Annotated in this window: 22 protein-coding genes and 1 pseudogene; 4 read left to right on the forward strand and 19 right to left on the reverse strand. The window is 64.5% G+C overall.

Annotated elements, in window-relative coordinates:
* Nucleotides 1-43 precede the first annotated feature (43 nt).
* The 3 genes from ACZ9H4_RS21120 to ndk all read right to left on the reverse strand — a co-directional run bounded on the left by ACZ9H4_RS21120 (nt 44) and on the right by ndk (nt 3,116).
* Nucleotides 44-1,147: a RodZ domain-containing protein gene (locus ACZ9H4_RS21120; RefSeq protein ID WP_476120664.1), complete on the reverse strand. Its 1,104-nt coding sequence runs from the start codon at nt 1,145-1,147 to the stop codon at nt 44-46.
* 218 nt (nt 1,148-1,365) lie between these two features.
* On the reverse strand, nt 1,366-2,517 hold the full coding sequence (rlmN, locus tag ACZ9H4_RS21125; RefSeq protein ID WP_476120666.1) for a dual-specificity RNA methyltransferase RlmN: 1,152 nt from the start codon (nt 2,515-2,517) through the stop codon (nt 1,366-1,368).
* Nucleotides 2,518-2,690: 173 nt separating this feature from the next.
* Nucleotides 2,691-3,116 carry a nucleoside-diphosphate kinase gene (ndk, locus tag ACZ9H4_RS21130; RefSeq protein ID WP_042322811.1) on the reverse strand — a complete coding sequence of 142 codons (426 nt, stop codon included), beginning with the start codon at nt 3,114-3,116 and terminating at the stop codon, nt 2,691-2,693.
* 285 nt (nt 3,117-3,401) lie between these two features.
* On the opposite strand from ndk, the gene ACZ9H4_RS21135 reads away from it, so the two are divergent.
* Nucleotides 3,402-4,100, forward strand: coding sequence for a Bax inhibitor-1/YccA family protein (locus ACZ9H4_RS21135; RefSeq protein WP_168669848.1), 699 nt, complete (start codon nt 3,402-3,404; stop codon nt 4,098-4,100).
* A 146-nt stretch (nt 4,101-4,246) separates the two neighbouring features.
* Here the strand turns inward: ACZ9H4_RS21135 and ACZ9H4_RS21140 are convergent, their stop codons facing one another.
* The 10 genes and pseudogenes from ACZ9H4_RS21140 to ACZ9H4_RS21185 all read right to left on the reverse strand — a co-directional run bounded on the left by ACZ9H4_RS21140 (nt 4,247) and on the right by ACZ9H4_RS21185 (nt 13,415).
* Complete coding sequence (locus tag ACZ9H4_RS21140) at nt 4,247-5,020, reverse strand: MBL fold metallo-hydrolase (protein WP_476120669.1); 774 nt, start codon at nt 5,018-5,020, stop codon at nt 4,247-4,249.
* Between the two features lie 7 nt (nt 5,021-5,027).
* On the reverse strand, nt 5,028-6,170 hold the full coding sequence (gene bamC / locus ACZ9H4_RS21145) for an outer membrane protein assembly factor BamC (RefSeq protein WP_476120671.1): 1,143 nt from the start codon (nt 6,168-6,170) through the stop codon (nt 5,028-5,030).
* Nucleotides 6,171-6,296: 126 nt separating this feature from the next.
* Nucleotides 6,297-7,208: a 4-hydroxy-tetrahydrodipicolinate synthase gene (gene dapA / locus ACZ9H4_RS21150; protein WP_408156282.1), complete on the reverse strand. Its 912-nt coding sequence runs from the start codon at nt 7,206-7,208 to the stop codon at nt 6,297-6,299.
* Nucleotides 7,209-7,251: 43 nt separating this feature from the next.
* Nucleotides 7,252-7,851 carry a class I SAM-dependent methyltransferase gene (locus tag ACZ9H4_RS21155; protein WP_408144062.1) on the reverse strand — a complete coding sequence of 200 codons (600 nt, stop codon included), beginning with the start codon at nt 7,849-7,851 and terminating at the stop codon, nt 7,252-7,254.
* 17 nt (nt 7,852-7,868) lie between these two features.
* Nucleotides 7,869-9,071: a tryptophan--tRNA ligase gene (locus ACZ9H4_RS21160; RefSeq protein WP_476120674.1), complete on the reverse strand. Its 1,203-nt coding sequence runs from the start codon at nt 9,069-9,071 to the stop codon at nt 7,869-7,871.
* A gap of 6 nt (nt 9,072-9,077) precedes the next feature.
* Nucleotides 9,078-9,740 (reverse strand): site-2 protease family protein, encoded by a 663-nt coding sequence (locus ACZ9H4_RS21165; protein ID WP_408144059.1) that lies wholly within the window; start codon nt 9,738-9,740, stop codon nt 9,078-9,080.
* 58 nt (nt 9,741-9,798) lie between these two features.
* Nucleotides 9,799-10,434 (reverse strand): L-threonylcarbamoyladenylate synthase, encoded by a 636-nt coding sequence (locus ACZ9H4_RS21170; RefSeq protein WP_408144057.1) that lies wholly within the window; start codon nt 10,432-10,434, stop codon nt 9,799-9,801.
* 185 nt (nt 10,435-10,619) lie between these two features.
* A complete protein-coding gene (locus ACZ9H4_RS21175; RefSeq protein WP_408144055.1) occupies nt 10,620-11,450 on the reverse strand; it encodes a 3',5'-nucleoside bisphosphate phosphatase in 831 nt (276 codons plus the stop codon).
* Between the two features lie 102 nt (nt 11,451-11,552).
* On the reverse strand, nt 11,553-12,437 hold the full coding sequence (locus tag ACZ9H4_RS21180; protein ID WP_408144053.1) for an alpha/beta fold hydrolase: 885 nt from the start codon (nt 12,435-12,437) through the stop codon (nt 11,553-11,555).
* Between the two features lie 83 nt (nt 12,438-12,520).
* A pseudogene (locus tag ACZ9H4_RS21185) lies at nt 12,521-13,415 on the reverse strand (ferritin-like domain-containing protein).
* 280 nt (nt 13,416-13,695) lie between these two features.
* Here ACZ9H4_RS21185 and ACZ9H4_RS21190 point away from each other — a divergent pair.
* From ACZ9H4_RS21190 to ACZ9H4_RS21200, 3 genes are all read left to right on the forward strand, one after another.
* On the forward strand, nt 13,696-14,220 hold the full coding sequence (locus tag ACZ9H4_RS21190; RefSeq protein ID WP_408144203.1) for a gamma carbonic anhydrase family protein: 525 nt from the start codon (nt 13,696-13,698) through the stop codon (nt 14,218-14,220).
* Between the two features lie 43 nt (nt 14,221-14,263).
* Nucleotides 14,264-15,214 (forward strand): Hsp33 family molecular chaperone HslO, encoded by a 951-nt coding sequence (gene hslO / locus ACZ9H4_RS21195; RefSeq protein ID WP_408144049.1) that lies wholly within the window; start codon nt 14,264-14,266, stop codon nt 15,212-15,214.
* A 203-nt stretch (nt 15,215-15,417) separates the two neighbouring features.
* The gene (locus ACZ9H4_RS21200) at nt 15,418-15,798 is read left to right on the forward strand and encodes a hypothetical protein (RefSeq protein WP_476120677.1); all 381 of its coding nucleotides are present in this window, start codon (nt 15,418-15,420) and stop codon (nt 15,796-15,798) included.
* Between the two features lie 123 nt (nt 15,799-15,921).
* On the opposite strand, the gene ftsB is transcribed toward ACZ9H4_RS21200, so the two are convergent.
* The 6 genes from ftsB to ACZ9H4_RS21230 all read right to left on the reverse strand — a co-directional run bounded on the left by ftsB (nt 15,922) and on the right by ACZ9H4_RS21230 (nt 24,524).
* A complete protein-coding gene (ftsB, locus tag ACZ9H4_RS21205; RefSeq protein ID WP_121317354.1) occupies nt 15,922-16,350 on the reverse strand; it encodes a cell division protein FtsB in 429 nt (142 codons plus the stop codon).
* A 108-nt stretch (nt 16,351-16,458) separates the two neighbouring features.
* On the reverse strand, nt 16,459-17,742 hold the full coding sequence (eno, locus tag ACZ9H4_RS21210) for a phosphopyruvate hydratase (protein ID WP_121317352.1): 1,284 nt from the start codon (nt 17,740-17,742) through the stop codon (nt 16,459-16,461).
* A 177-nt stretch (nt 17,743-17,919) separates the two neighbouring features.
* Nucleotides 17,920-18,774 (reverse strand): 3-deoxy-8-phosphooctulonate synthase, encoded by an 855-nt coding sequence (kdsA, locus tag ACZ9H4_RS21215; protein ID WP_020065520.1) that lies wholly within the window; start codon nt 18,772-18,774, stop codon nt 17,920-17,922.
* Nucleotides 18,771-20,444: a CTP synthase gene (locus ACZ9H4_RS21220; RefSeq protein ID WP_408144041.1), complete on the reverse strand. Its 1,674-nt coding sequence runs from the start codon at nt 20,442-20,444 to the stop codon at nt 18,771-18,773. Before ACZ9H4_RS21220 ends, kdsA begins: the two co-directional genes overlap by 4 nt.
* Nucleotides 20,445-20,885: 441 nt before the next feature.
* Nucleotides 20,886-21,689, reverse strand: coding sequence for an alpha/beta fold hydrolase (locus ACZ9H4_RS21225; RefSeq protein WP_476120680.1), 804 nt, complete (start codon nt 21,687-21,689; stop codon nt 20,886-20,888).
* A gap of 180 nt (nt 21,690-21,869) precedes the next feature.
* Entirely contained in the window at nt 21,870-24,524 is a 2,655-nt protein-coding gene (locus ACZ9H4_RS21230) for a DNA internalization-related competence protein ComEC/Rec2 (RefSeq protein ID WP_476120682.1), read from the reverse strand.
* Between the last annotated feature and the right edge of the window lie 91 nt (nt 24,525-24,615).

Consider the following 24,615-nt stretch of genomic DNA (forward strand, 5'->3'; position numbering starts at 1 on the left):
AAAAGCGCCGCAGACTGGTTGGCCGCGGCGCATACCGTACCTGTCAAGGCAGCGCGAAACGCGCCACATTCCCTTTGGCCGCCGAATATTTCGCCGGATCGACCGGTTCGCCGTCGAGCGTCAGCGACTCGAGACCGGCCTTGTTGCCGAGCGTGATTTTGAACGGCGCCTCGCCTGTCACTTCCTTCGTATCGCCTGCGTGCACGAGGCCGGAAAACACTTCCTTGCCATCTTTGCCGCGCACGCTGAACCAGCTGTCCTGCGTCACCCGCAGCGCGACGATCGCTTCGCCTGCAGCAGGCGCCACCGTTGCCGCCGAAGCCCCGGCCACGACGGCAGCCGGCGCGCTCGCGCCAGGTGCCGCGGCCTGAGCCTGCGAGCCGCCCTTCGGCGCCGCCGTCATTGCAGTAACCGCAGGTGCCGATGACGGCGCCGCACCGGTAGCCAGCGGCGCGGGCATCGGCGTGGCCGACGCTGCGTTTTCTGCTGCGGCCGGCGCTTCCGGCGCCGACGCTTCTTCTTCCGCAGTCGCGCCCGCCGACGGCCCCTGCGCCACCGCGCCCGATGCGCCGGTCGCGGTGCCCGTGGCGCCATTCGCGCTTGCTTTCAGACGCGCAAGCCACGCAGTCGAATCGCCGCCATTGGTATGCCACATAGCGAGCGCAATCACCGCCACGACAACCGCCGCCACGCCCCACAGCCACGAACGGCTTTTCTGCCCGCCGCCGCCGAGCGACAGCGACACCCGGCCACGCGGCAAATCCTTACCCGACGACGCCGGCATCGACAGATCCGGTGCCGGCACACCCGTTTCGCGGCGCAATGCCTGCGTGAACGGCGCCGGATCGGCGCCGAGCATCTTCGCGTAGCTACGCACCACGCCGAGCGCGAAAGTCGTATCCGGCAACTGGCTGATGTCGCCCGACTCGAGCGCACGCAACTTGTTGACCGACACCTTGAGGCGGGCCGATACGTCTTCGATCGACCAGCCCTTCGATTCACGCAACTGGGACAAGCGTGCGCCAGCCGCCGCCAACGAATCCAGGTTCGACTGCACAACAGGCTGCACTACCGCCCGTGCAACCGGCGCCGGATGGCCTTCGTTCGTGTCTGTGTCGTGCGGCTGCGGGTGCTGCGGCTCACTCATCCCAAATCCTTTCGCGTCGATTCTTTTTTCACTCGTGCCACCCGGAGCCGCTGAAACCTCGCGCCCGGATCGCAGACCGTTTATAACAAAATGCGCGGCTTTGTGTGCCGCTTCCGATCGCTTCTGCAAACTTTCTTTTCAATCGACGGTGGCATGACGACTTTCGCGGATCGACTCAACTTTCCAGCGAACGCCGACGGTCCTGCCATACCGCGCGATTACACGGCGCGAACCTCGATCACCTTCGCTGCCTTCCCGGTGCGCTCAGCAAGGCGCGTGCGGTCCTGAACCGCACCGGCCAACTGACCGCAGGCAGCGTCGATGTCATCGCCGCGTGTTTTGCGCACCGTGGTGACGACGCCCGCGTCCATCAACACTTGTGCAAACCGCTTGATCTGTTCCGGCTTCGAGCGGATCAGGCCCGATTCAGGGAACGGATTGAACGGAATCAGATTGAATTTGCACGGCACGTCGCGCGTCACGGCCAGCAATTCGCGCGCTTGCGCTTCGCTGTCGTTCACGCCGTCGAGCATGCAGTATTCAAACGTAATGAAATCGCGCGGCGCGACTTTCAGATAGCGCTGGCAAGCCGCCATCAGTTCGCGCAGCGGATACTTCTTGTTCAACGGCACCAGCATGTCGCGCAGCGGATCACTAGGCGCATGCAGCGAGACCGCGAGGGCCACCGGCAGATCGGCGCCGAGCCGATCCATCATCGGTACGACACCCGAGGTGGACAGCGTGACGCGCCGGCGCGAAAGACCGTACGCGTTGTCGTCGAGCATCAGGCGCATGGCCGGCACGACCGCGTCGTAATTGAGCAGCGGCTCGCCCATACCCATCATCACGACGTTCGTGACCACGCGCTCGCCCTTGCCGTCGCCACCCGTGGCGCGGCCGCCGGCCACGCCGCGCGATGCGCGCAGCGCAAATTCGGCCATGCGCAGCTGGCCGATGATTTCACCGGTGGAGAGATTGCGGGAGAAACCCTGCTTGCCGGTCGAACAGAAACGACAATTGACCGCACACCCGGCCTGCGACGACACACACAACGTGCCGCGCGTTTCTTCGGGGATGTAGACGGTTTCAACCGCGTTGCCGTTACCGACGTCGATCAGCCACTTGCGTGTGCCGTCGGTCGAAATATGGTCGCTGACGATGCCGGGCATCGTGATCGAAGCGCGCCCTTTGAGCTTTTCGCGCATGGACTTCGCGAGATCGGTCATGCCGTCGAAGTCGGCAGCGTTGTACTGATGAAGCCAGCGCTGCAATTGCTTGGCGCGAAACGGCTTCTCGCCCAGGCTGTCGCAATAGGCGACCAGCCCTTGGGCGTCAAGGTCGAGAAGGTTGACGGTGGGACTGCTCGTCATATCGAATCCTGCCATTTCAGTGCGAGACTGCGTTCATGCAACAAGCTGCATGAACGCAATGCCGTTCGCGCCCATTCCTGCTGCTTTTACCTTACTACTTTGCCGGGCGATTCGTGCGATAAAACAGATCGGCTGCACGAACTGCGTGAAAACAAACCGGCTTGACGCGCGGCTTAACGCGAGTAGACGTTCACTTGCGGGAAGAAGAATGCGATTTCAACGGCAGCCGTTTCAGCCGCGTCCGAACCGTGGACTGCGTTAGCGTCGATGCTGTCCGCGAAGTCGGCGCGAATCGTACCCTTTTCCGCCTTCTTCGGGTCCGTTGCGCCCATCAGATCGCGATGCTTCAGGATTGCGTTTTCGCCTTCCAGCGCTTGCACGACAACCGGGCCCGAGATCATGAATTCGACCAGGTCCTTGAAGAACGGACGTGCAGCGTGCACGGCGTAGAACTTTTCCGCGTCAGCGCGCGACAGGTGAACCATGCGCGATGCCACGATCTTCAGACCAGCGTTTTCGAAACGGGTGTAGATCTGGCCGATCACGTTCTTGGCCACTGCGTCCGGCTTGATAATCGACAGGGTGCGTTCGATCGCCATAAAAACTCCAAAAAATTAAGAGGTTACAGATTCAAATGAATCCGCTATTGTAGCATGTTCCCGTGTATGATTGCGATTGAACCCTTACAGAACTGAAAGGATCGCAGCACGCGCTCTAAAATACTGGTAGCGTAGGACGTACGGGCATTTCGAGGTATTGAAACTCCGTGCTTCGGCGCTAATCTTAGGAATGAAGACCTGCGCCTCGCGGCCACCCCATGCGCCCGGCGCGGCCCAACCGCCGTACCACCATCACGAAACACGTTTCTGAGGTAAGGAGAGACCATGAACGAACATCCGTATAGCTTTGGCCGCAATGGCGCTGTCAGCACGGTCGAAACGCGCAACCGCGTACTACGGAACACCTACTGGCTGCTGGCGCTGTCCATGATTCCGACCGTGCTCGGCGCGTGGGTGGGTCTCGCCACCGGCTTCACGCTGTTCGCCGCCACCAGCCCGGCAATGAGCATGCTGGCGTTCTTCGCGATCGCGTTCGGCTTCATGTTCGCGATCCAGAAAACGAAAGACAGCTCGCTCGGCGTGTTCGTGCTGCTCGGCTTCACGTTCTTCATGGGCCTGATGCTGTCGCGCATCCTGAGCTTCGTGCTCGGTTTTTCGAACGGGCCGTCGCTGATCATGCTCGCCTTCGGTGGCACTGGTGTGATCTTCACGGCAATGGCCACCATTGCCACGGTCAGCAAGCGCGATTTTTCCGGCCTCGGCAAGTGGCTGTTCATGGGCGTGATCGTGCTGTTGCTGGCTTCGGTCGCCAACGTGTTCCTGCAACTGTCGGCACTGATGCTGACGGTTTCGGTGATGGCCATCGTGATCTTCTCGGCCTACATGCTGTTCGACGTCCAGCGCGTCGTGAACGGCGGCGAAACGAACTACATCACCGCCACGCTCGCGATCTATCTGGACCTGTATAACGTGTTCGTCAACCTGCTCGCGCTGCTCGGCATCTTCGGCGGCAACCGCAACTGAGTCTGACGCGGGCGCGGTGTTCCCAGAACGCTTCGCCCTGAAGGAAAAAAGCCCATAACGAGAAATCGTTATGGGCTTTTTCTTTGTCCCGCCGCAATGCTTGCGGCGTTAGCGATCGTGATCGATCCACCACCCACGGCCGGGCATCACACGCTCAGCCAAGCAAACCCCTCATCCTGCGAAGCGACCACCACGTCGGTAGGCGCCGCACCCAATATACCGGCCATCGCCGCCTGCGCCAGTTCCGGCAGATTGTTTTGCTGGCTCAAATGCGCAGCGACGAGGTGGCGAAGGCGCGAGCGGTCGAGCGAAGCCAGAATATCGGCCGCCGCGTCATTGTTCAGATGCCCATGATTGCCGCCGATGCGCGCCTTCAACGATTGCGGGTAGCGGCTGCCCGCGAGCATCCGCACATCGTGATTGCATTCGAGCACGAGCGCGTCGCAGCCGCTCAGCACCGCGCTGATATGCGGCGTGGACGTGCCGACGTCGGTCAGCACGCCGAGCCGGCTCGCGCCATTCGAGAACACGTATTGCAACGGCTCGCGGGCATCGTGAGGGGCAGTGTAAGGGAGGATGCTGAGGTCGCCGATCGCCACCGCCTCGTCGCCCCACAACACCTGAAGGTCGACATCGGCTTCATCGGCGCCTACCGCGCGGGCGGTGCCCCAGCTCATGTGCAACGGAATCGACCACTTGCGCGCCAGCGTCAGCGCGCTGCCGATGTGATCGCTATGCTCATGCGTGATCAGAATGGCGTCGAGACCTTCGACGCTCGCGCCGATCCGCGTCAGGCGCCGCTCGACTTCTCGCGCCGAAAAGCCGCAGTCGAGCAACACGCGCGTGGTGGTCGCGCCGCTTTGCGCCTCCACCAGCAACGCATTGCCTTCACTGCCGCTGCCGAGACTCGCGAAGCGCACGGCTCGCTTAGTTGAGTTGCGCGTGCAGCAGCGTCACAATGCGCTGCGCGTCGGACGACGTGTCCACCTGACCGTTCGCGTCGAGCACCGCCACCTGCGTCACGGAGTCGCTCTTCGAGCGCACGTTGACGAGGAATTCCTGACCCGGCTTCTTCGACGAACTACTGCCGCTGTAGAACAGCTTGCCGAGCAGCCCTTCCCGCTTCAGCTCCTGCATCGAGTCCGCGTAGCGCACGTAATAGATGCCCTTCGCGCGATCGCGGTTATCGACGGTGAAATTGGTGCGGTCGAGCGCGAGGCCCACGCGCAGCCATGCACGGTCGAACGATTCCTGCAGGTCGAGCGTCGACGCACCCGCGCTCTTGTCGATCGTCGCCGACGCGGTAGCCGGGCGTGCGTCGGTCAGCAATTGCTTCGATTGCGCTTCTGTCAGGCCGAACTTCTCCATCAGCTTGGCGAGGAACATCGCTTCGAGCGCCGGGTCGCGCGGACGCTCTTCCCAGCGTGACGACGTCTTGTCCTGGCCCGTCATCATTTCTTCCATCGCGCTATGTGTGATCGAAATGTCCGTGGTGTCGGACGAGCCGCGCGACACCAGCGTGCGAAAGCTGTCACGCGTGCCCGACGAGTACGCGAAGTCGATCACCTTGCCCACCGTGCGGCGGAACCAGTCGTCCGGAATATTCGCGCGGTTTTCCGCCCAATCGGTCACCATGATGCCGGTGGCCGGCGCGTCCGTTTTCAGGACGAAGCCGTTTTCCTGCCAGAACTCCTGCAGCTGCGGCCACAGTTGTTCCGGCGAGCGGCCGTCGATCACCAGCCAGCGGCGATCGCCATCACGCTCGATGTGCATGCCGAACGGGTCCTGCGCGGTCGGCTGGCCTTCGGTCGCGTTGCCCGCTGCCGTGACACTGCGCGCCGTCGCGCCGCCCAGCGCCAGATTGGCGGGCGGTGCGACATAACGCTGATCGGTCGGCGAGGTGCTCAGGTCGCCCGGAACGGCGAGCGGCGGCGCGCTCCCCGCGCCCTTGTAGTTGACGCGGTCGGAAGCGAACCAGTCGTTCAGCGTGTCACAGCCGGCGAGCGTCGTCAGGGCAAGCGCCAGCGCCGCCATGCGGGTTGCGTGGAGGGAAAGTGCGGAACGTTTCATGAGGTCCTTCGTGATGCTGGAACGCGGTGCCTGGTTCTGCCGGGAACGTGGGCTGGATCGACGTCGGTTAAGGGAATGCCGGTGGCGGTCTTTGGTTGGCGCTGCGGGATGCCGCGGTCGAACCGCTTAGGCCAGCAGCCCTGCTTCGCGCAGCGCGGCGCGCACCGCTTCGTGATACTGCGCGGCGAGCGGCGTGAGCGGCAGGCGGATGCCGCCCTGCACCCGGCCCAGTTGCTGCAGCGCCCATTTGGCCGGAATCGGATTCGATTCGATGAACAGGTTTTTATGCAGCGACAGGAGCTTCAGATGAATCTCGCGCGCGGTCTTCGCGTCCGCCGCGAGTGCGGCCTTGCACAGTTCGCTCATTGCGCGCGGCGCGACGTTCGCGGTGACCGAAATGTTACCGTGGCCGCCGAGCAGCATCAGCGCGATCGCGGTGGGATCGTCGCCGCTGTAGATGCCGAAATGCGCGGGCGCCGACTTGATCAGATGCGCGGCGCGCTCGATGTTGCCGGTCGCTTCTTTCACGCCGACGATGCCCGGCACCTGCGCGCAGCGCAGGACGGTCTCGTTGCTCATGTCCGCAACGGTGCGGCCCGGCACGTTGTAAAGGATCACCGGCAGATCGACGGTTTCGGCGATCTTCGCGAAGTGGCGATAGATGCCTTCCTGGGTCGGCTTGTTGTAGTACGGCACGACCTGCAGCGTCGCGTCCGCGCCAACGTCTTTCGCCTGCTGCGTGAGTTCGATCGCTTCGGTGGTGGAGTTGCCGCCCGAGCCCGCGATCACCGGAATACGGCCCGCCGTGTGCTCGACTGCGGTTTTGACCATCAGCACGTGCTCTTCGACCGACAGCGTGGCCGACTCGCCGCTCGTGCCGACCACCACGAGCCCATCCGTGCCTTCCGCGATGTGCCAGTCGATCAGTTTGCGAAACGCCGGCAGATCGAGGCTGCCGTCTTCGAGCATCGGGGTAATGATGGCAGGAATGCTGCCGCGAATCTGAACGCCGTCGTTGCTGTGGTTGCCGTTAGTCATGAAACGCCATGAATTTGATCAGGTAAACCGCGATTGTAGCGGATTAGCCAGCCAACTCGTAACAAGGCGGGGGCGCCGCCTGCACGGGGTCGTCTGGGCGCTCCGCCTCCAGAATGGCGCAAATCCGCTGGACGTAGGCCGGGCGCGGCTGCGCGAGAAAACCGTCCTGAAACGCGACCACCCGGAGCTGGCCGCGCACCCTGTCGAGAAGCTCGCCGGGCGCGAGGAGAAACGCTGGATTGGAGGGCTTGCCGACGCTTTCGTTTCCTTGCGCGAAGGTCTCGTAAACCAGTACGCCGCCCGGCGCCAGCGCGCGCAGTAGCTGCGGAAATAGCGGCCGGTGCAGATAGTTCGTTACCACCACGGCGGCGAACCTCGCGTCGGCCGATAACGGCCACGCGGCACCTTCGAGGTCGGCGGCAAGCGGCGTGATAAATGGTTCGCCGCGCAGCGTGCCGAGTGCGGCGGCATCGCGATCGAGCGCGGTCACCGGGTGGCCCAGCGACGCAAAGAAGCGTGCATGCCGCCCCGCCCCCGATGCGACATCGAGCACCGCGCCGCCGGGCGCGATCAGATGCGCCCATTGGCGCACCCAGTGCGACGGCTCACCCAATCCATGGATGACGGCGGCGGGCGTGCTCATCGCTGCGATCCGCCGGCTCAGTTATACGACAGGCCCATGGCCTCGCGCACGTCGCGCATCGTTTCCGTGGCGTACTTGCGGGCCTTGTCGCAACCGTCGGCGACGATCGCGCGCAACAGCGACGGGTCGTCCATGTACTTCTGCGCGCGTTCGAGCATCGGCTGCTGTTCACGCAGAATGCCTTCGATCACCGGCTGCTTGCAATCGAGACAGCCGATGCCCGCCGTGCGGCAACCCTTCTGCACCCACTCGTGGGTGGCTTCGTCCGTGTAAACCTGGTGCAGTTGCCAGACCGGGCACTTGTCCGGATCGCCCGGATCGGTGCGGCGCACGCGAGCCGGATCGGTCGGCATGGTGCGGACTTTCTTCGTGATCGTTTCCGCGTCTTCACGCAGGCCGATCGTGTTGCCGTACGACTTCGACATCTTCTGGCCGTCCAGACCCGGCATGCGCGATGCTTCGGTCAGCATCGCCTGGGGCTCGACCAGGATGATCTTGCGCGACCCTTCAAGGTAGCCGAACAAACGCTCGCGGTCATTCATCGACAGGCTCTGCGATTCCTGCAACATCGCGCGCGCCTGTTCGAGCGCCTCGTCGTCGCCTTCCTGCTGGTATGCGTTGCGCAGCTCGTGATAGAGCTTGGAGCGCTTGCCGCCGAGCTTCTTCGCGGCTTCGTTGGCCTTCTGTTCGAAGCCCGGCTCGCGGCCGTACAGGTAGTTGAAACGGCGCGCGATTTCACGCGTCATTTCGACGTGCGGCACCTGGTCTTCACCGACCGGCACGAGCGAGCCGCGGTACAGCAGAATGTCCGCCGCCATCAGCACCGGATAGCCGAGGAAGCCGTAGGTGGACAGATCCTTGTCCTTCAGCTTCTCCTGCTGCTCCTTGTAGGTCGGCACGCGTTCGAGCCAGCCGAGCGGCGTGCTCATGCCGAGCAGCAGCGCCAGCTCCGCGTGCTCGGGCACCTTGCTCTGGATGAACAGCGTCGCCTGCGCCGGATCGATGCCGGACGCGAGCCAGTCGATCAGCACGTCCCAGACGTTCTTTTCGATCACTTCGGGCGTTTCGTAGTGCGTTGTCAGCGCATGCCAGTCGACCACGCAGAAGAAGCACGGGTATTCGGACTGCAGCCGCACCCAGTTTTTCAGCACGCCGTGATAGTGGCCGAGGTGCAGCGACCCGGTGGGCCGCATGCCGGAGAAGATACGGTCTGGGAACATGGTTATTTAGAAAAGCGAAACAAGGGGAGTCAGGATTGCGGTAATCGCACTGTAGCCGAACGTGACAAGCGGATTCAGCCAATAACGCGTCAACGTGCCGGTCATGACCAGCGCCATCACGATGAAAAAGCCATAGGGCTCGAGCCGCGACAGCGCGATCGATTGCCGTGGCGGCAACAGCGCCATCAGCACGCGGCCGCCGTCGAGCGGCGGCAACGGAAACAGGTTCAGCACGCCGAGCACGAGGTTCACGCCGACGCCCGCGCCCGCCATGCGCGTGAAGAACGGTTCATCGACATTGAACACCGCCAGCGCGACGCCGAACAGGCCCCAGATCAGCGCCTGGATGAAATTGGAACCCGGGCCCGCCGCCGCGACCCACAGGCTGCCCCAGCGGGGATTGCGCAGGTTGCCGAAAGCGACCGGCACCGGCTTCGCGTAACCGAACACGAAGGCGCCGCTGGTGGCGAAATACAGCAATAAGGGAATCGCGATCGTGCCGAGCGGATCGATGTGCCGCATCGGATTGATCGACACGCGGCCGAGCACGTAGGCGGTATTGTCGCCGAGCCAGCGCGCGACGTAGCCGTGTGCGGCTTCGTGCAACGTAATCGCGAAAACAACCGGCAGCGCGTACACCGCAATGGTCTGTATCAGGGAAGAATCCATAACTCGCTATTGTAACAACGCGATTGCGTGCGTCTGTCCGCTTTCATTCATGCCGCTTTCAAGCTGTCTCTTCGAGGCCGAAAGGTGCGAGAGAGCCGCGCCCTGCCCGCACCAGCAGCGGCTGCGTGCCGGTCAGATCGATGACAGTGGACGGCTCGCACACACAGGCGCCGCCGTCGATCACCAGATCCACCTGCTTTTCCAGCCGCTCGCGGATTTCTTCGGGGTCGTTCAACGGCTCGGTTTCGCCCGGCATGATCAGCGTCGAGCCGAGCAGCGGCTGGCCGAGTTCCTCGAGAATCGCGAGCGTGATCGCGTGGTCCGGCACGCGCAGACCGATGGTCTTGCGCGACGGGTGCGACAGGCGCCGCGGCACTTCTTTGGTCGCCTGCAACACAAACACATAGGGACCGGGCGTCACCGACTTGATCAGGCGGTACTGCCGGTTGTCCACCATCGCGAAGTTCGCCAGTTCCGACAGGTCGCGCACCAGCAGTGACAGCAGCTGCTTCTCGTCGAGGCCGCGAATGCGCCTCAGGCGCTCCGCCGCGTCCTTGTCGTCGAGCTGGCACGCGAGCGCATAGCTCGAGTCCGTCGGCAATGCGACCACGCCGCCGTCCCTGATGATCTGCACGGCCTGCTTGACGAGGCGCGGCTGCGGGTTGTCAGGATGAAGCCGAAAGTATTGGGACATGGTGACTAACGGTGGCTATCGATGAACGTCAAGTGAACTTCAAACGAGCCGCGGCCGGATCGTGAACAGCGATTGAATCACGGACGGCTGGCATGCGGATGACTGGCGCCCGGCGGTTCGGATGCGGGTATGGGCGACGCCCGGCCGGCTCCCGCGCGTGACGTGCCCCAAGGCACGGCGCACGATCACAGCCAGCGTTCCCAGACGGGCTTGAGATCGGAGGGCAATTGCGGCAGCGTGCCGAGGTCGATGCGGCCTTCGCCGGGTGCGTGGAAGTCGGACCCGCGCGACGCCTCGAAGCCGAAACGGCGCGCGACGTCCGCGTATTCGCGGTATTGATCGGGCGTGTGGCTGCCGGTCACCACTTCGATCGCCTTGCCGCCGAGATCGATGAACTCGGCGAAAAACGCGTCGAATTCGACCGGTGTGTACGCGTAGCGGCCCGGATGCGCAATGATCGCCTCGCCGCCGGCCGCCCGGATCCAGCTAACCGCGTCGGCCAGTTTCGACCAGCGGTGCGCCACATAGCCCGGTTTGCCGTCGCCGAGATAGCGGTTGAACACGTCCTGCGTGGAGGTGCAATAGCCGTGTTCGACCATGAAACGCGCGAAATGCGTGCGCGAAATCATGTCCGGGTTCGACACGTACTGGAGCGCGCCGCGATACGCGTCCGGGATGCCGAGCGTGGCCAGTTGCTCGCCGATCGCTTCGGCGCGCGCGGCGCGGCCGTCGCGGGTGCGCGCGAGGCCATCGATCAGGATCGAACTGGTCGGATCGACGCCCAGCCCGACGATGTGCACGGTGCGCGACGCCCACGTCACCGAAATTTCGACGCCACTCACGTAGCCCATGCCGAGCGCCTCGGCAGTGGCGCGCGCTTCATGCTGGCCGCCGAGTTCGTCGTGATCGGTGAGCGCCCACAGCGTCACGCCGCCCGCGTGCGCGCGGCGCGCAACGTCGGCCGGCGCGAACTGGCCGTCGGAAACGGTGGAGTGACAGTGCAGATCAGCGTTCATCGTGGTCTTCGAAAGGTTCTCCAGCCATTTTACTGCAACGCAGTAAGTGGACGCAGAGCTATCTCGCGCCGCCGGCGCGATCCTTCCCACTATGTGACGATTTCAGGAACAGAACCCCTCGATCAAGGCCGCCACTTGCTCCGGCTGGTCGTGATGCACCATGTGCCCCGCTTCGTCGATGATCTTCTCGCGCCAGTTCGGAAACGCCTGGAAACGCGCCTTGAACTCGTCGAGCGGAATCTCGCCGGCGATCTGCGCGAGCGTCGGCGAGTTGGCGACCTCCACGTGCAACACTTTCGCACTGACCTTGCGCCACACGGCCATCACCTCGTCGAGACGGTACAGCGTCGGGCCGCGCAGCTTGTGCGCCGGATCGGCGAGCAGCATGTGACGCCCTTCGCCATCGGGCTTCGACCAGTGTTGCGCGAGAAACCCCGCGCGCTGCGGATCGAGGCGCGGATTGGTCTTGATCAGGCGGGCGGCGACGTCGTCGAGCGATGCATAACGCTTCAGTTGCGGCGGATCGCGCAACTCGTCGAGCCAGTTGCGCAGCCGTTTGGGTGCTTGCGCCGAGTGCGACGGCGCGAGCCCGAAGCCCTCCAGATCGACCACCCGCCGCACCCGCTCGGGCCGCACGCCCGCATACAGGCAGACGATGTTCGCGCCCATGCTGTGACCGACCAGATTCACCTCACCGTCCGGCGCATAGTGGTCGAGCAACGCGTCGAGATCGGCGACATAGTCCTGAAACCAGTAGCTGCCGCCGCCGCGTTCGGCCACCGGCCAGTCCGAGAGGCCGAAGCCACGCATGTCCGGCGCGAGCACCTGCCAGTCGCCGCCCAATGCATCGACGACGAACTGGAACGAGGCCGCCACGTCCATCCAGCCGTGCAGCATGAACAGCATGGGCGCATCGGGATTGCCCCAACGGCGCACATGCAGACGGATGCCGCGCACGGCGACGAACTCAGACCGGGAAGTATTCATGAACGGCGCGCTCAAAAAAAGAATGATCGTTCGATTATAGAGATAGCCGGACGATACGGGGGGTCCGATTGTCGAAGAAGCGTTCAGGCGCTCTCTGCCGGCGGGACCGGCTGCTGGGCGTCGAGATTGGCGAGCGCGGCGAGTTCCGCTTCGTCGAAACCCGCGTCGCGGCGCGCCTCGAAATTGAACGGCCCACGTAATTTCGGTGCGTGATACTGATCGGCGAGGCGTGTGTAGGTCTCGTGCGCGTCGAGCCCGCTCGCGTCGCACAAATGACGGAACCAGCGGTTGCCGATCAGCACGTGGCCGATCTCGTCGCGCAGGATCACGTCGAGAATCGCCGCGGACGCCTGATCGCCCGCCTGCAGCAGGCGCGCGCGGATCGGCGGCGAAGCGTCGAGGCCGCGGGCTTCGAGCGTGCGCGGCACCAGCGCCATGCGCGCCAGCACGTCGGCGCGGGTGCGCTCGCACATGTCCCACAGGCCGTCGTGGGCGGGGAAATCGCCGTACGCGTGGCCGTATTCCGCGAGGCGCCCGGCCAGCAGCGAGAAGTGATACGCCTCTTCGGCCGCGACCTTGAGCCAGTCGGTGTAGAACGCGTCGGGCATGCCGGCGAAGCGCCAGACGGCGTCGAGCGCGAGGTTGATCGCGTTGAATTCGATGTGCGCGAGCGCATGCAGCAACACCGCCCGGCCTTGCGGCGACTGCATGCTGCGTCGTTTCAGCTGGCGCGCATCGACCAGCTCGGGCCGTGCGGGACGCCCCGGCAGGCCGGCAGGTTCGTCGAGCTCGAGGCGCGCGGAACACGCTGCGCTGCCCGCGAGCACGGCGGCGTACAGGGCGCGCGCCGCAGCCGCCTTGGTGACCGGATCGCTCTCGCGCAAGGCGGCCAGCGCGGCGGTGCGCGCGCAATCAGCGCTGACCTTGGGCATTCGGTACGGACGAAACAGGTGCAACGCTCGGAGCTGCGGACATCATGGCAAGCGGATAGGTGAAGGAAACGGCTAATGAAGAAGAAACGAAGAGGCGCGAAGATGCGGGATGCCGCCCGGTAAGGACCGACCCCTTCGTGGAACCCCGCGGCGCGCAACATGGCCGCGAATGCAAACCACAGTCGACGAGTTCGCCTGGCGCGCGCGCCAGGCGGCCCAACCACACAAACGTTTACAATACTCGATTCGACTCGCCAGCGCGCTCATTGCGCCAGCGGGAAGGGACACCCCCACGCGTGCGCCGCGACCGATCAAGAGGAGACATTGTGACGATTTACAAGCTTGGCGAAGCCGCCCCGACCATCCATGAAAGCGTGTTCGTTGCGGATTCGGCGACCATCATCGGCAATGTGAAGGTCGAGGAAAACGCGAGCGTCTGGTTCGGCGCGACGATTCGCGGCGACAACGAGGCGATCACCATCGGCGCGGGCAGCAATGTGCAGGAAAACGCGGTGCTGCACACCGACCCCGGCTTTCCGCTGACGATCGAGCCGAACGTGACGGTCGGCCATCAGGTCATGCTGCACGGCTGCACGATCAAGGAAGGCTCGCTGATCGGAATTCAGGCCGTGGTCTTGAATGGCGCCGTGATCGGCCGCAACTGTCTGGTCGGAGCGGGCGCCATCGTCACCGAAGGCAAGGTGTTTCCCGACAATTCGCTGATTCTCGGCGCGCCCGCCAAGGTGGTGCGCGAACTGACCGAGACGGATATCGCCAATATGCGGCGCGGCACGGCAAGCTATGCCGAGCGCCGCGAATATTTCAAGGCGCAGCTCGTACGCATCGGCTAACGGCCGGCGCGTGCGCGCTGCGCCATTCCACCGAGGAAAAGTTGTGAGCGACCAGTTGCAAAAATTCATGTTCAGCGCGGCGCCGGTGCGCGGTGAGATCGTTTCGCTGCGCAATACGTGGCAGGAAGTGCTGACGCGCCGCGATTATCCGGCGCCCGTGCGGACGATTCTGGGCGAGATGATGGCCGCGTGCGCGCTGCTGTCGGCGAACCTCAAGTTCGACGGCACGCTCGTCATGCAGATTTTCGGCGACGGCCCGATCAAGATGCTGGTGGTCCAGTGCGGCTCCGATCTGTCGATGCGCGCCACCGCCAAGCTGTCCGTCGACGCGAACGACATGATCGACGACGCGACCTCGATGGTCGATCTGCTGAACGCGAGCGGCCATGGCCGCTGCGTGATCACGCTCGACCCGGCCGACAAACACCCCGGCCAGCAGCCGTATCAAAGTATCGTGCCGCTGTCGGGTGTGGATGGCCCGCTCAAATCGATGGCTGAGGTGCTCGAACATTACATGCATCACTCGGAGCAGCTCGACACGCGCCTCTGGCTCGCGGCGAACACCGAACGCGCGGTCGGCATGCTGCTGCAGAAGCTGCCGGGCGACGGCGGCATCGTCCCGCATCCGGGCGAACTGGACGCGGACACCTGGGAGCGTGTCTGCACGCTGGGCAGCACGCTGTCGCAAGACGAGTTGCTGAAGGAAGAACCGGAAACGGTGTTCCGCCGCCTGTTCTGGCAAGAGAACGTCCAGCATTTCGAACCCGCCACGGCGCGTTTCGAGTGCACGTGCTCGCGCGAAAAAGTCGGCGGCATGCTGAAGATGCTGGGTCGCGAAGAAGTGGACGGCGTGATCGAAGAGCGTGGCCACGTCGAGATTCACTGCGAATTCTGCAACCAGCGCTACGAATTCGATCCGGTGGACGTGGCGCAACTTTTCGTCGCCAACGCACTCTCACAAGGCGTCACGCCGGCTGCCGACCAGCGGCACTGACCGGCTTGCTGCGGTGGATGCAGGGGCGATGCGGCATCAGCGGCGCCTGCCCTGCCGTATAGTTTGACGGCGGTTGACTACGCGCCGCCCATGTCCTTTTCACGGCTTGGGCGGCGCGTTGCCTTTGATCATCGTTACGTTGAATCATTGGCGATGCACGCTGCGCATGGTTTACTTAGGCGTCCGACCGATGGAGATCGAACATGAACTACGCTGCTTCGTTGAAACGTGATGCGTGCAAGCTGGTTGCCATGGTCATCGTCGCGGGTAGTGCGGCGTTGAGCGGCTGCGCGATGAACCCGCCGGGGCCGTCGCAGATTTTGAGCCGCCTGCCCCCCGAACAATCCGACGCGGCCTACGCCCCCGCGCAGCTCACGCCCGAAGAACTCGCACGCTACGACGCGATCGACCGTCAGGTGCTGTTCGAGCAGGACCAGGCGATTGCCGCCGAAAACGCCGCGCAGGCCTGGTCACGTTACTACTCGCCGCCCGTCCGCGTGTTCGGCGGCTATTCGAGCGGCGGCTGGGGACGGGGCTGGGGCACCGGCATCGGCGTCGGCTTTGGGCCGACCTGGGGCTGGTAGGCTGGAGCTGCGATTCATCGCCGGTCAGCTGTCTGAACACCAATCCCCAAAAAAAAGCGCGGTTCATTTCTGAACCGCGCTTTTTTGCATCCTCCGTTCTGAATCAGCCTTAAACAGCCAGGCTCAATGCGTCGTCTTGTCCTTGGCCGCCTTGGCGCCACGCTTGCGATCCGGCTTCGCACGCGACTCCGGATTGGGCACCACATGCAGCGGCGCGGCCGAGACTTCCCCACGCGTGGAGGTGGTCACCGAAGGTGTATTGGCCGTCGGCAATGGCGCATTCGGCGACACGAACTGCACGAACACTTCGCCGTCCTTGACCATGCCCATTTCGTAGCGTGCCCGCTCTTCGACCGCGGCGGTGCCGTTCTGCAAATCCTGCACTTCGCCCTGAATACGTTCGTTGCGCAGTTTCGAATCGGCGTTCTTCTGCACTTGCTGCGCCAGTTGCTGTTGCAACTCGTGCACGCGCAACCAGCCGCCATGGCCCCACCAGAGCGGGTACTGGATCAGCGCCAGCAAAACGATCAGGACAGCAGTGACAAGCCGCATGAAGTAAGCACAATAAATACGCGCCGCCCTGCGCTATACGCAGGGCGGCGAGGTCAATCAGAAACGAAGGAAAACCGGCTCATCGGTCAGCGCTGGCAAACTGGCTGCTTAGCGCAGGTTGTAGAACGCCGACTTGCCCGGGTAGCTCGCGATATCGCCGAGATCTTCCTCGATACGCAGCAGCTGGTTGTACTTCGAGATGCGGTCCGAACGCGACAGCGAACCCGTCTTGATCTGACCGGCGTTCAGGCCGACCGCGATGTCCGCGATCGTCGAATCTTCGGTTTCGCCCGAACGGTGCGAGATCACGGCCGTGTAGCCGGCGCGCTTGGCCATTTCGATGGCCGCGAAGGTTTCGGTCAGCGTACCGATCTGGTTGATCTTGATCAGGATCGAGTTGGCGATGCCCTTCTCGATGCCTTCCTTCAGGATGCGCGTGTTGGTGACGAACAGGTCGTCGCCCACCAGTTGCACCTTCTTGCCGAGCTTCTCGGTCAGCGTCTTCCAGCCTGCCCAGTCGCTTTCGTGCATGCCGTCTTCGATCGACACGATCGGGAACTTGTCGGCGAGGTTCGCCAGGTAGTCCGCGAATTCCGTCGACGACAGTTGCAGGCCTTCGCCGGCCAGCTGGTACTTGCCGTCGTGGTAGAACTCGCTGGCTGCGCAGTCGAGCGCGAGCAGCACGTCTTCACCGGCGCGGTAGCCTGCTTTCTCGATGGCTTGCAGGATGGTCGACAGGCATTCGTCGTTGCTGCCGAAGTTCGGCGCGAAGCCGCCTTCGTCGCCCACCGCCGTGCTCATGCCGCGATCCGACAGGATCTTCTTCAGCGCGTGGAACACTTCGGCGCCGCAGCGCAGTGCTTCGCGGAAGGTCGGCTGGCTGACCGGCACGATCATGAATTCCTGGATGTCCAGGCTGTTGTTCGCGTGCGCGCCGCCGTTGACGATGTTCATCATCGGCACCGGCAGTTGCATGGCGCCCGAGCCGCCGAAGTAGCGGTACAGCGGCAGGCCGGCTTCTTCAGCGGCAGCCTTCGCGACGGCCATCGACACGGCCAGCATCGCGTTCGCGCCGAGGCGCGACTTGTTGTCGGTGCCGTCGAGTTCCAGCAGGGTCTTGTCGAGGAAGGCCTGCTCGGAAGCGTCGAGGCCCATGATCGCTTCGGAGATTTCAGTGTTGATGTGCTCGACGGCTTTCAACACGCCCTTGCCGCCGTAACGGCCGGCTTCGCCGTCGCGCAGTTCGATCGCTTCACGCGAACCCGTGGACGCGCCCGACGGCACCGCGGCGCGGCCCATCGTGCCCGACTCGAGCAGCACGTCGCATTCGACCGTGGGGTTGCCTCGCGAATCGAGAATCTCTCGACCGATGATATCTACGATAGCACTCATGGTTTCCTCAAGAAATGACGTTGAATTCTTTACTGTGACACTGTATCTGGCACCTGCCGGTCTCCCCGACAGACAACTCGCGCGCCGATACGTTCGACGACCATTGCGCACATTCGCCGCGCGCCGACGATGGCGCCCATTATGCAAGCCAATCGTGACACGCGGCGAACAGCTGAATCAGTTGAAATCGCTTTCGAGGAACGGCGCGCGCTTGACGGCCTGGTCGAGCGTTACCAGCGTCTCGAGCAGATCGGCCATGCGGTTGAGCGGCACGGCGTTGGGGCCGTCCGATTTGGCCTGCGCCGGATTCGGATGCGTTTCCATGAAGAGACCGGCGACGCCGACCGCCACCGCGGCACGCGCCAGCACCGGCACGAATTCGCGCTGACCGCCCGAGCTCGTGCCCTGCCCGCCCGGCAACTGCACCGAGTGGGTCGCGTCGAACACGACCGGCGCGTTGGTTTCGCGCATGATCGCAAGCGAACGCATGTCCGACACGAGGTTGTTATAGCCGAACGACACGCCGCGTTCGCACGCCATGAAGCGGTCTTCCGACAGACCCGCTTCACGCGCCGCGTCACGCGCCTTGTCGATCACATTCTTCATGTCATGCGGTGCGAGAAACTGGCCCTTCTTGATGTTGACCGGTTTGCCCGAACGCGCGCAAGCGTGGATGAAGTCGGTTTGACGGCACAGGAAAGCCGGCGTTTGAAGCACGTCGACCACCGATGCCACCTGTTCGATCTCGTGCTCGGCGTGAACGTCGGTCAGCACCGGCAAACCGAGCTGACGCTTCACTTCCGACAGGATGCGCAAACCTTCGTCCATGCCCAAACCGCGGAACGACTTGCCGCTGCTGCGATTGGCCTTGTCGTACGACGATTTGTAGATGAACGGAATGTTCAGCTTCGCGCAGATTTCCTTCAGGCGGCCGGCCGTGTCGATCGTCATCTGTTCGGATTCGACGACACAGGTGCCTGCGATCAGGAAAAACGGCTTGTCGAGTCCGATTTCGAAATCGCCCAGTTTCATGCTTTCTCCCCGACTTCGCTCGCCGCACGCGACTGCTGACGCGCAAGCGCTGCTTCGACAAACGACTTGAACAGCGGATGACCGTCACGCGGCGTGGACGTGAATTCCGGGTGGAACTGCACGCCGACGAACCACGGGTGCATGCTGCGCGGCAATTCCATCATTTCCGGCAGATCTTCACTCGGGGTACGCGCGCTGATGATAAGACCACCCGCTTCGAGTTGGGGCACGAAGCGGTTATTGACTTCATAACGGTGACGGTGACGCTCGTTCACGTCCTTGCCGTAGATCTCTTCGGCCATCGTGCCGGGCTTGATCGGGCAACGTTGCGAACCGAGGCGCATCGTGCCGCCCAGATCCGATTCTTCGGTGCGCTTCTCGACCCGGCCTTCGCGGTCGTACCACTCGGTGATCAGCGCGACCACGCGGTTCTCGGTTTCCTGATCGAACTCGGTGCTGTTCGCGTTCTTCAGGCCGACCACGTCGCGGGCGAATTCGATCACAGCCAGTTGCATGCCGAGGCAGATGCCGAGATACGGCACCTTCGCTTCGCGGGCATAGCGGATCGCGGCAATCTTGCCTTCGGTGCCGCGACGGCCGAAGCCGCCCGGCACGAGCACCGCGTCGAGATGCTTGAGGCTCTCGACGCCTTGCGTCTCGACTTCTTCAGAATCGATGTATTCGATGTTCACGCGCGTGGCCGTATGCATCGACGCATGGCGCAGCGCTTCGATCAGCGACTTGTACGACTCGGTCAGATCGACATACTTGCCGACCATGCCGATCGTCACTTCGTGCTTCGGATGCTGGAGCTTCTCGACGAGGTCGGACCACATGGACAGATCCGCAGGCTTCGGCGTGAGCTTCAGCTCTTCGCAGATGATCGCGTCCAGACCCTGGTCGTGCAGCATCTGCGGAATCTTGTAGATGCTGTCCGCGTCCCACACGGAGATGACCGCGTCTTCCGGCACGTTCGAGAACATCGAGATCTTCGCGCGCTCGTCGTCGGGAATGCGGCGGTCGGCGCGGCACAGCAGCACGTGCGGCGAGATGCCGATTTCACGCAGCTTCTGCACGCTGTGTTGCGTCGGCTTGGTTTTGAGTTCGCCGGCGGTGGCGACCCAGGGCACCAGCGTCAGGTGCACGAAGCACGCGCTGTTGCGGCCCATGCGCAGGCTCATCTGACGCGCGGCCTCGAGGAACGGCAGCGATTCGATGTCGCCGACGGTGCCGCCCACTTCGACGATCGCGACATCCGGCTCGCCGCACGTCGCAGAAGCTGCGCCGCGCTCGATGAATGCCTGGATTTCGTTCGTGATGTGCGGGATGACCTGCACGGTCTTGCCGAGATAATCGCCACGGCGTTCCTTGCGGATCACCGATTCGTAAATCTGGCCCGTGGTGAAGTTGTTGGCCTTGCGCATCTTCGTGCTGATGAAGCGCTCATAGTGGCCAAGGTCGAGGTCAGTCTCTGCTCCATCTTCCGTCACGAACACTTCGCCGTGTTGGAACGGACTCATCGTGCCGGGGTCGACGTTGATGTACGGATCGAGCTTGAGGAGGGTGACTTTAAGACCGCGCGATTCGAGGATCGCGGCGAGGGAAGCGGCGGCAATACCCTTGCCGAGGGAAGATACTACGCCGCCGGTGACGAAAACATATTTGGTCATCGCTGGATGCTCGCGGGAAAAACGGATTATACCGTAAAGCAAGGGCCCGACCCAGCAAAATCCGAGCGACATCTGCGCGTGCGGATGCCGCGGCGGCGGCAAGCGCCGCGCGCCGATCATGCACCGCTTTTGACCGGCGGCTGGCGGCTGGCGGCTGGCGGCTGGCGGTTAGGCGAGCCGCACGTGCGACTGTCGACGGGGCGATGCGCGCCGGGGCATCCGGTCAAGGTGGCGGCGGCTTGTTTCGGCAGGCGCTGTGAAGCGATCTGTCAAAGACGACGACGCCCGACGCGTGCGTCGCCGCATCGGCGGCCGCCTGTCGGCGTTTGGTTCCGGCTTCCTGCGCACGCTCGCGCATGCAGTTGCCCCCCCAAAAATCGATCCTGAAGCCGTTCGGATAGCTCTCCCGTTCGTGACTCATGCGCGGCTTGAGAGCAGCCCTCAGCCGCCCCGCTCCAGCTCGTGCAACATCCGCTGCACCGCGCGCGCGGTTTCGAGCGGCTTTTCCATCGGATAAAGATGGCTGCCCTCGATCCACTCGAGGTGACCATGAGTGGCGCGGCGCGTGGCATCGAGACCGGCCTGGCGAATTTCCTTCGAGCGCGTGCCCGCGATGAATCCGACCGGCACCGGTGCACCCCGGGCGAGCCGCGCGCCGAGCGTGTGCGGCAAAGTCCTGTAGATCTGATATTCGGTACGCCGGTCGAAGGCCAGCGTGCGCCCGCCGTCGGGCGAAGTCTGCGGAATGCCGAAGTCGATGTAGTCGGACAGCATGCGTTCGTCCCAGCGCGCGAACGCCGCCTTCGCATGAAAGTGCCGCCACGCTTCGTCGCGGCTCGCCCAGTGCGTGCGGCGCGTGCGCGTGGCGGCCGCGGGCGAGAGCCGCTCGTCGAGCCCGGTCCACTGCGATACGCGCAGCATGCTGCTGCGCCAGCCGGCGATCACCGGCGAATCGAGCATCACCACGCCCCTCACCCACTGCGGCTTTTTCAGCGCGACCATCAGCGACAGATAACCGCCGAGCGAATGGCCCACCAGCCACACCGGCTGCTCGTACGAGCGGGCGATGTCGTCGAGCAGCTGTTCGACCAGATGCGGCCAGTCCTGCGTGACAGGAAAGCGCGCGTCGTGGCCGATACGCTCGATGGAGCGCAGTTCATAGTCGTCGGCGAGTTCGGCGAAGATGGTCCGGTAGGTCGACGCCGGGAAGCCGTTCGCGTGCGAGAAATGAATGATGTTTTTCAACTGCGGCTATCTCCGTTCTGTTTTTTGCTTGTGGGCCTGCGCGTACGTTTTCGCGGGGCGCGTTTCGCGAATGCGTGCGCGTTGCTCCCGTGCACCGGCCTTGGCGTCGCGGCGTTCTTTCTGCGTATGCCGCCGGCGACTCATCGGTCAACACGTCGACCAACGCGCCGGCCCGCGCCATCAGCGATCCATCCAGTAGCGGCGCTGCGTATCGCGATAGCGCTCGAGCGTCAGTGCCGCGCCGCGCGCCGCCGGGCTCGCGTCGACGCGCACCGCGCCGTCCGAATCGCTGCGCGCGAGCTCGATATGGCGCGCCTTGTAGCGCTCGAACACGCCCACGTTCGGATGATGAAAGCGGTTGCGATAGCCTACCTGAAATAACGCGATGGACGGCTCGACAGAGTCGAGGAACGGCTCGGTCGACGAGGTCTTGCTGCCATGATGCGGCACGACCAGCACCTGAGCGCGCAATGCACCGCGATCGCGCGTGAGCAGCACGCGTTCGGCAGGCGCCTCGATGTCCGCGCTCAACAAGGCCGCGATGGGCGGCTGCGCGGTCCGGTCATGCGTGACGGATTGGCTCGCCGCGCCCGGCAACGTGGCGACCCGCAGCACGCAGCAATGCGCATTGGGCTTGCCCTGCAGCGGCCCGGCATCCGGCCACAGCATGGCGAACTCGACGCCGTCCCACTGCCAGCGCTGCCCCGCCGCGCAAGGCAGCGTGGCCGCGCCGTGCTGCTTCGCGCCCGCCCACAGCGCGTGGTCTGGCGCCAATGCGGCCACCATCTGACGAACCTCGATCGCATCGAGCACGGCCGGTGCGCCGCCCGCGTGATCGGAGTCGGCGTGACTGATGATCAGCGTGTCGAGCGCCGTCACGCCGTGCGCCTGCAGGAACGGCACGACCACCCGCTCGCCGGCGTGGGTCGATTCCGGGCCGGGTCCGGTATCGAACAGCAACGCGTGGTGCGCCGTTTCGATCAGCACCGATGTGCCCTGCCCGACGTCGAGCGCCGTCAGCCGGAAACTGCCGGGCGGTGGCCCAGGCGGCGCCGGCAGCAGCAGCGGCAACCACGTGAGGGGCGCGGCCCAGCGCAGCGGCCAGCCGCGCGGCGCCAGAAGCCAGAACACACCGAGCGCCGCCGCGGCCAACGCCCAGGCGTCCGGTTGCGGCAGCCACCAGAGCGTCCAGGCCGGCCCGGACAGCATGTGCAACCCTGCGGCCAGCAGCTCGAGCAGCGCATGCGCGGCGTTGAATGCCCAGGCATCCAGCGGCGCGGGCAATACGATGCCGGCCAGCACCGTCGGCGTGACCAGCAGACTCACCCATGGAATCGCAAACGCATTGGCGAGCGGACCGATCAGCGGAATCTGCGCGAACCAGTAGACCGTGAGCGGCGCGAGCGCGAGCGTCACCGCGAGCTGTACGTGCGCGGCGCCGAGGAGGCGTTCGGCGCATGCAGGCAGGCGGCGCTTCAGCGCGGCGCGCAGCGACGCCAATTTGCCGGGTTTCTCGTGGGCCGCTACAGCCCCGGCAGCGTCATCACCATCGCCAGGCCCACCGCCCTCGCTGTCCTCATGAACTCGCTGTCGAACCCTCACGCGCGGCCGTCCCGACATCGCGAACAGAATGGCGGCCACCGCGCAGAACGACAGCCAGAATCCCGCCGACACCACCGCCCACGGATCGATCAGCAGCACGAGCCCCAGCGCCCACGCCAACACCACCGAGCGCGCGAGATTGCGCCCACTGACGAAGGCCAGTGCGACGACACCTGCCATCCACAGCGCGCGCTGCGCCGGCACATTGAAGCCGGCGAGCGCCGCATGCAGCGCGGCAAAGCCCGCGCCGGTGATGACTGCAACGACTTGCGCCGGCAGCCGCAACGGCCAGTCCCGCCCGATCCATCCGGAGCGCCGCCACACCGCGCCCGCGAGCCAGCCGGCCAGCCCCGCGACGAAGCCAATATGCAGGCCCGAAATCGCCACCAGATGACTCGTGCCGGTGCCGCGCATCAATAGCCAGTCGGCGGCGCTGACTTCGTCCTGCGCGCCGACCGCCAGCGCCACGACAATCCCGCGATGCGGCGCGTCCCCGAGCACCGCATCGATCCGCGAGCGCAACGCCGCGCGCCAGCGGTCCACGAGTACGCGCGGGCCGCGCGCCTCGCCCGGCAAACGGATAGCGTGAGCCGGCGCGCTGACATAGCCGGTCGCGCGCACGTTGCGCGCGAGCAGGTTCGCTTCGGCATCGCGCACACCGAAGTTCGCGTTGCCATGGGGCCGTTTGAGCCGCACGGTCAGACGCCAGCGCTCGCCCGGCGCAAGGGACGGCGCCGGGGCATCGTCGGCGATCCAGGAAAGTTGAATCACGCGCGGGAAGGCGTCGATCGGCGCGTCGGCGGCTTCGACTTCGAAGAGAAAACGCGCGCCTTTTCCGTCGCGTGACGGCAGCCCCCTGATACTGCCGACGACGTCGACATCCCTGCCTTCCCACGCGGCCGGCAGGCTCGTCGCCAGCCGTATTTCGGCGCGCACGGCGGCGTAGCCGAAGCCCATGCAGATGGCCGCGCACCATACGGCGCCCCAGCCGGCGAACGATCGCACACGGCGGTTGAATTGCAACCGACGCAAGTGTGAAGTTGAGCATGAAGCCTGCGGCTGACCCAACGCCAAAACGGAACCCAGGCGCGCCTCGCGCACCCCCCAAGCCGCCACGACAAACGCCGTCATCCCAAGCACAACCAGCCCGCACCATCCCCGCCAATCCGGCAACGCCGCCTGCCGCTGCAGCCAGATCACGCCCAACGCAAAACCGCACCATCCTGCCCGCATTCGCCCTCCGTCCAGCGACGCCGGACGACATCACGCGCGGCGAGCAGACGTCAGCAAGCCCGCCGGGCGTGGGTTTCGCCCGGCGCGAACC

Source organism: Paraburkholderia sp. TE9906, from assembly GCF_056279605.1.

Bases quoted from the DNA above. Each gene is read 5' to 3' on its own strand.
- ACZ9H4_RS21120 (WP_476120664.1), bottom strand. From the start codon at position 1,147: ATGAGTGAGCCGCAGCACCCGCAGCCGCACGACACAGACACGAACGAA.
- rlmN (WP_476120666.1), bottom strand. From the start codon at position 2,517: ATGACGAGCAGTCCCACCGTCAACCTTCTCGACCTTGACGCCCAAGGG.
- ndk (WP_042322811.1), bottom strand. From the start codon at position 3,116: ATGGCGATCGAACGCACCCTGTCGATTATCAAGCCGGACGCAGTGGCC.
- ACZ9H4_RS21135 (WP_168669848.1), top strand. From the start codon at position 3,402: ATGAACGAACATCCGTATAGCTTTGGCCGCAATGGCGCTGTCAGCACG.
- bamC (WP_476120671.1), bottom strand. From the start codon at position 6,170: ATGAAACGTTCCGCACTTTCCCTCCACGCAACCCGCATGGCGGCGCTG.
- dapA (WP_408156282.1), bottom strand. From the start codon at position 7,208: ATGACTAACGGCAACCACAGCAACGACGGCGTTCAGATTCGCGGCAGC.
- ACZ9H4_RS21155 (WP_408144062.1), bottom strand. From the start codon at position 7,851: ATGAGCACGCCCGCCGCCGTCATCCATGGATTGGGTGAGCCGTCGCAC.
- ACZ9H4_RS21160 (WP_476120674.1), bottom strand. From the start codon at position 9,071: ATGTTCCCAGACCGTATCTTCTCCGGCATGCGGCCCACCGGGTCGCTG.
- ACZ9H4_RS21165 (WP_408144059.1), bottom strand. From the start codon at position 9,740: ATGGATTCTTCCCTGATACAGACCATTGCGGTGTACGCGCTGCCGGTT.
- ACZ9H4_RS21170 (WP_408144057.1), bottom strand. From the start codon at position 10,434: ATGTCCCAATACTTTCGGCTTCATCCTGACAACCCGCAGCCGCGCCTC.
- ACZ9H4_RS21175 (WP_408144055.1), bottom strand. From the start codon at position 11,450: ATGAACGCTGATCTGCACTGTCACTCCACCGTTTCCGACGGCCAGTTC.
- ACZ9H4_RS21180 (WP_408144053.1), bottom strand. From the start codon at position 12,437: ATGAATACTTCCCGGTCTGAGTTCGTCGCCGTGCGCGGCATCCGTCTG.
- ACZ9H4_RS21200 (WP_476120677.1), top strand. From the start codon at position 15,418: ATGAACTACGCTGCTTCGTTGAAACGTGATGCGTGCAAGCTGGTTGCC.
- ftsB (WP_121317354.1), bottom strand. From the start codon at position 16,350: ATGCGGCTTGTCACTGCTGTCCTGATCGTTTTGCTGGCGCTGATCCAG.
- eno (WP_121317352.1), bottom strand. From the start codon at position 17,742: ATGAGTGCTATCGTAGATATCATCGGTCGAGAGATTCTCGATTCGCGA.
- kdsA (WP_020065520.1), bottom strand. From the start codon at position 18,774: ATGAAACTGGGCGATTTCGAAATCGGACTCGACAAGCCGTTTTTCCTG.
- ACZ9H4_RS21220 (WP_408144041.1), bottom strand. From the start codon at position 20,444: ATGACCAAATATGTTTTCGTCACCGGCGGCGTAGTATCTTCCCTCGGC.
- ACZ9H4_RS21230 (WP_476120682.1), bottom strand. From the start codon at position 24,524: ATGCGGGCAGGATGGTGCGGTTTTGCGTTGGGCGTGATCTGGCTGCAG.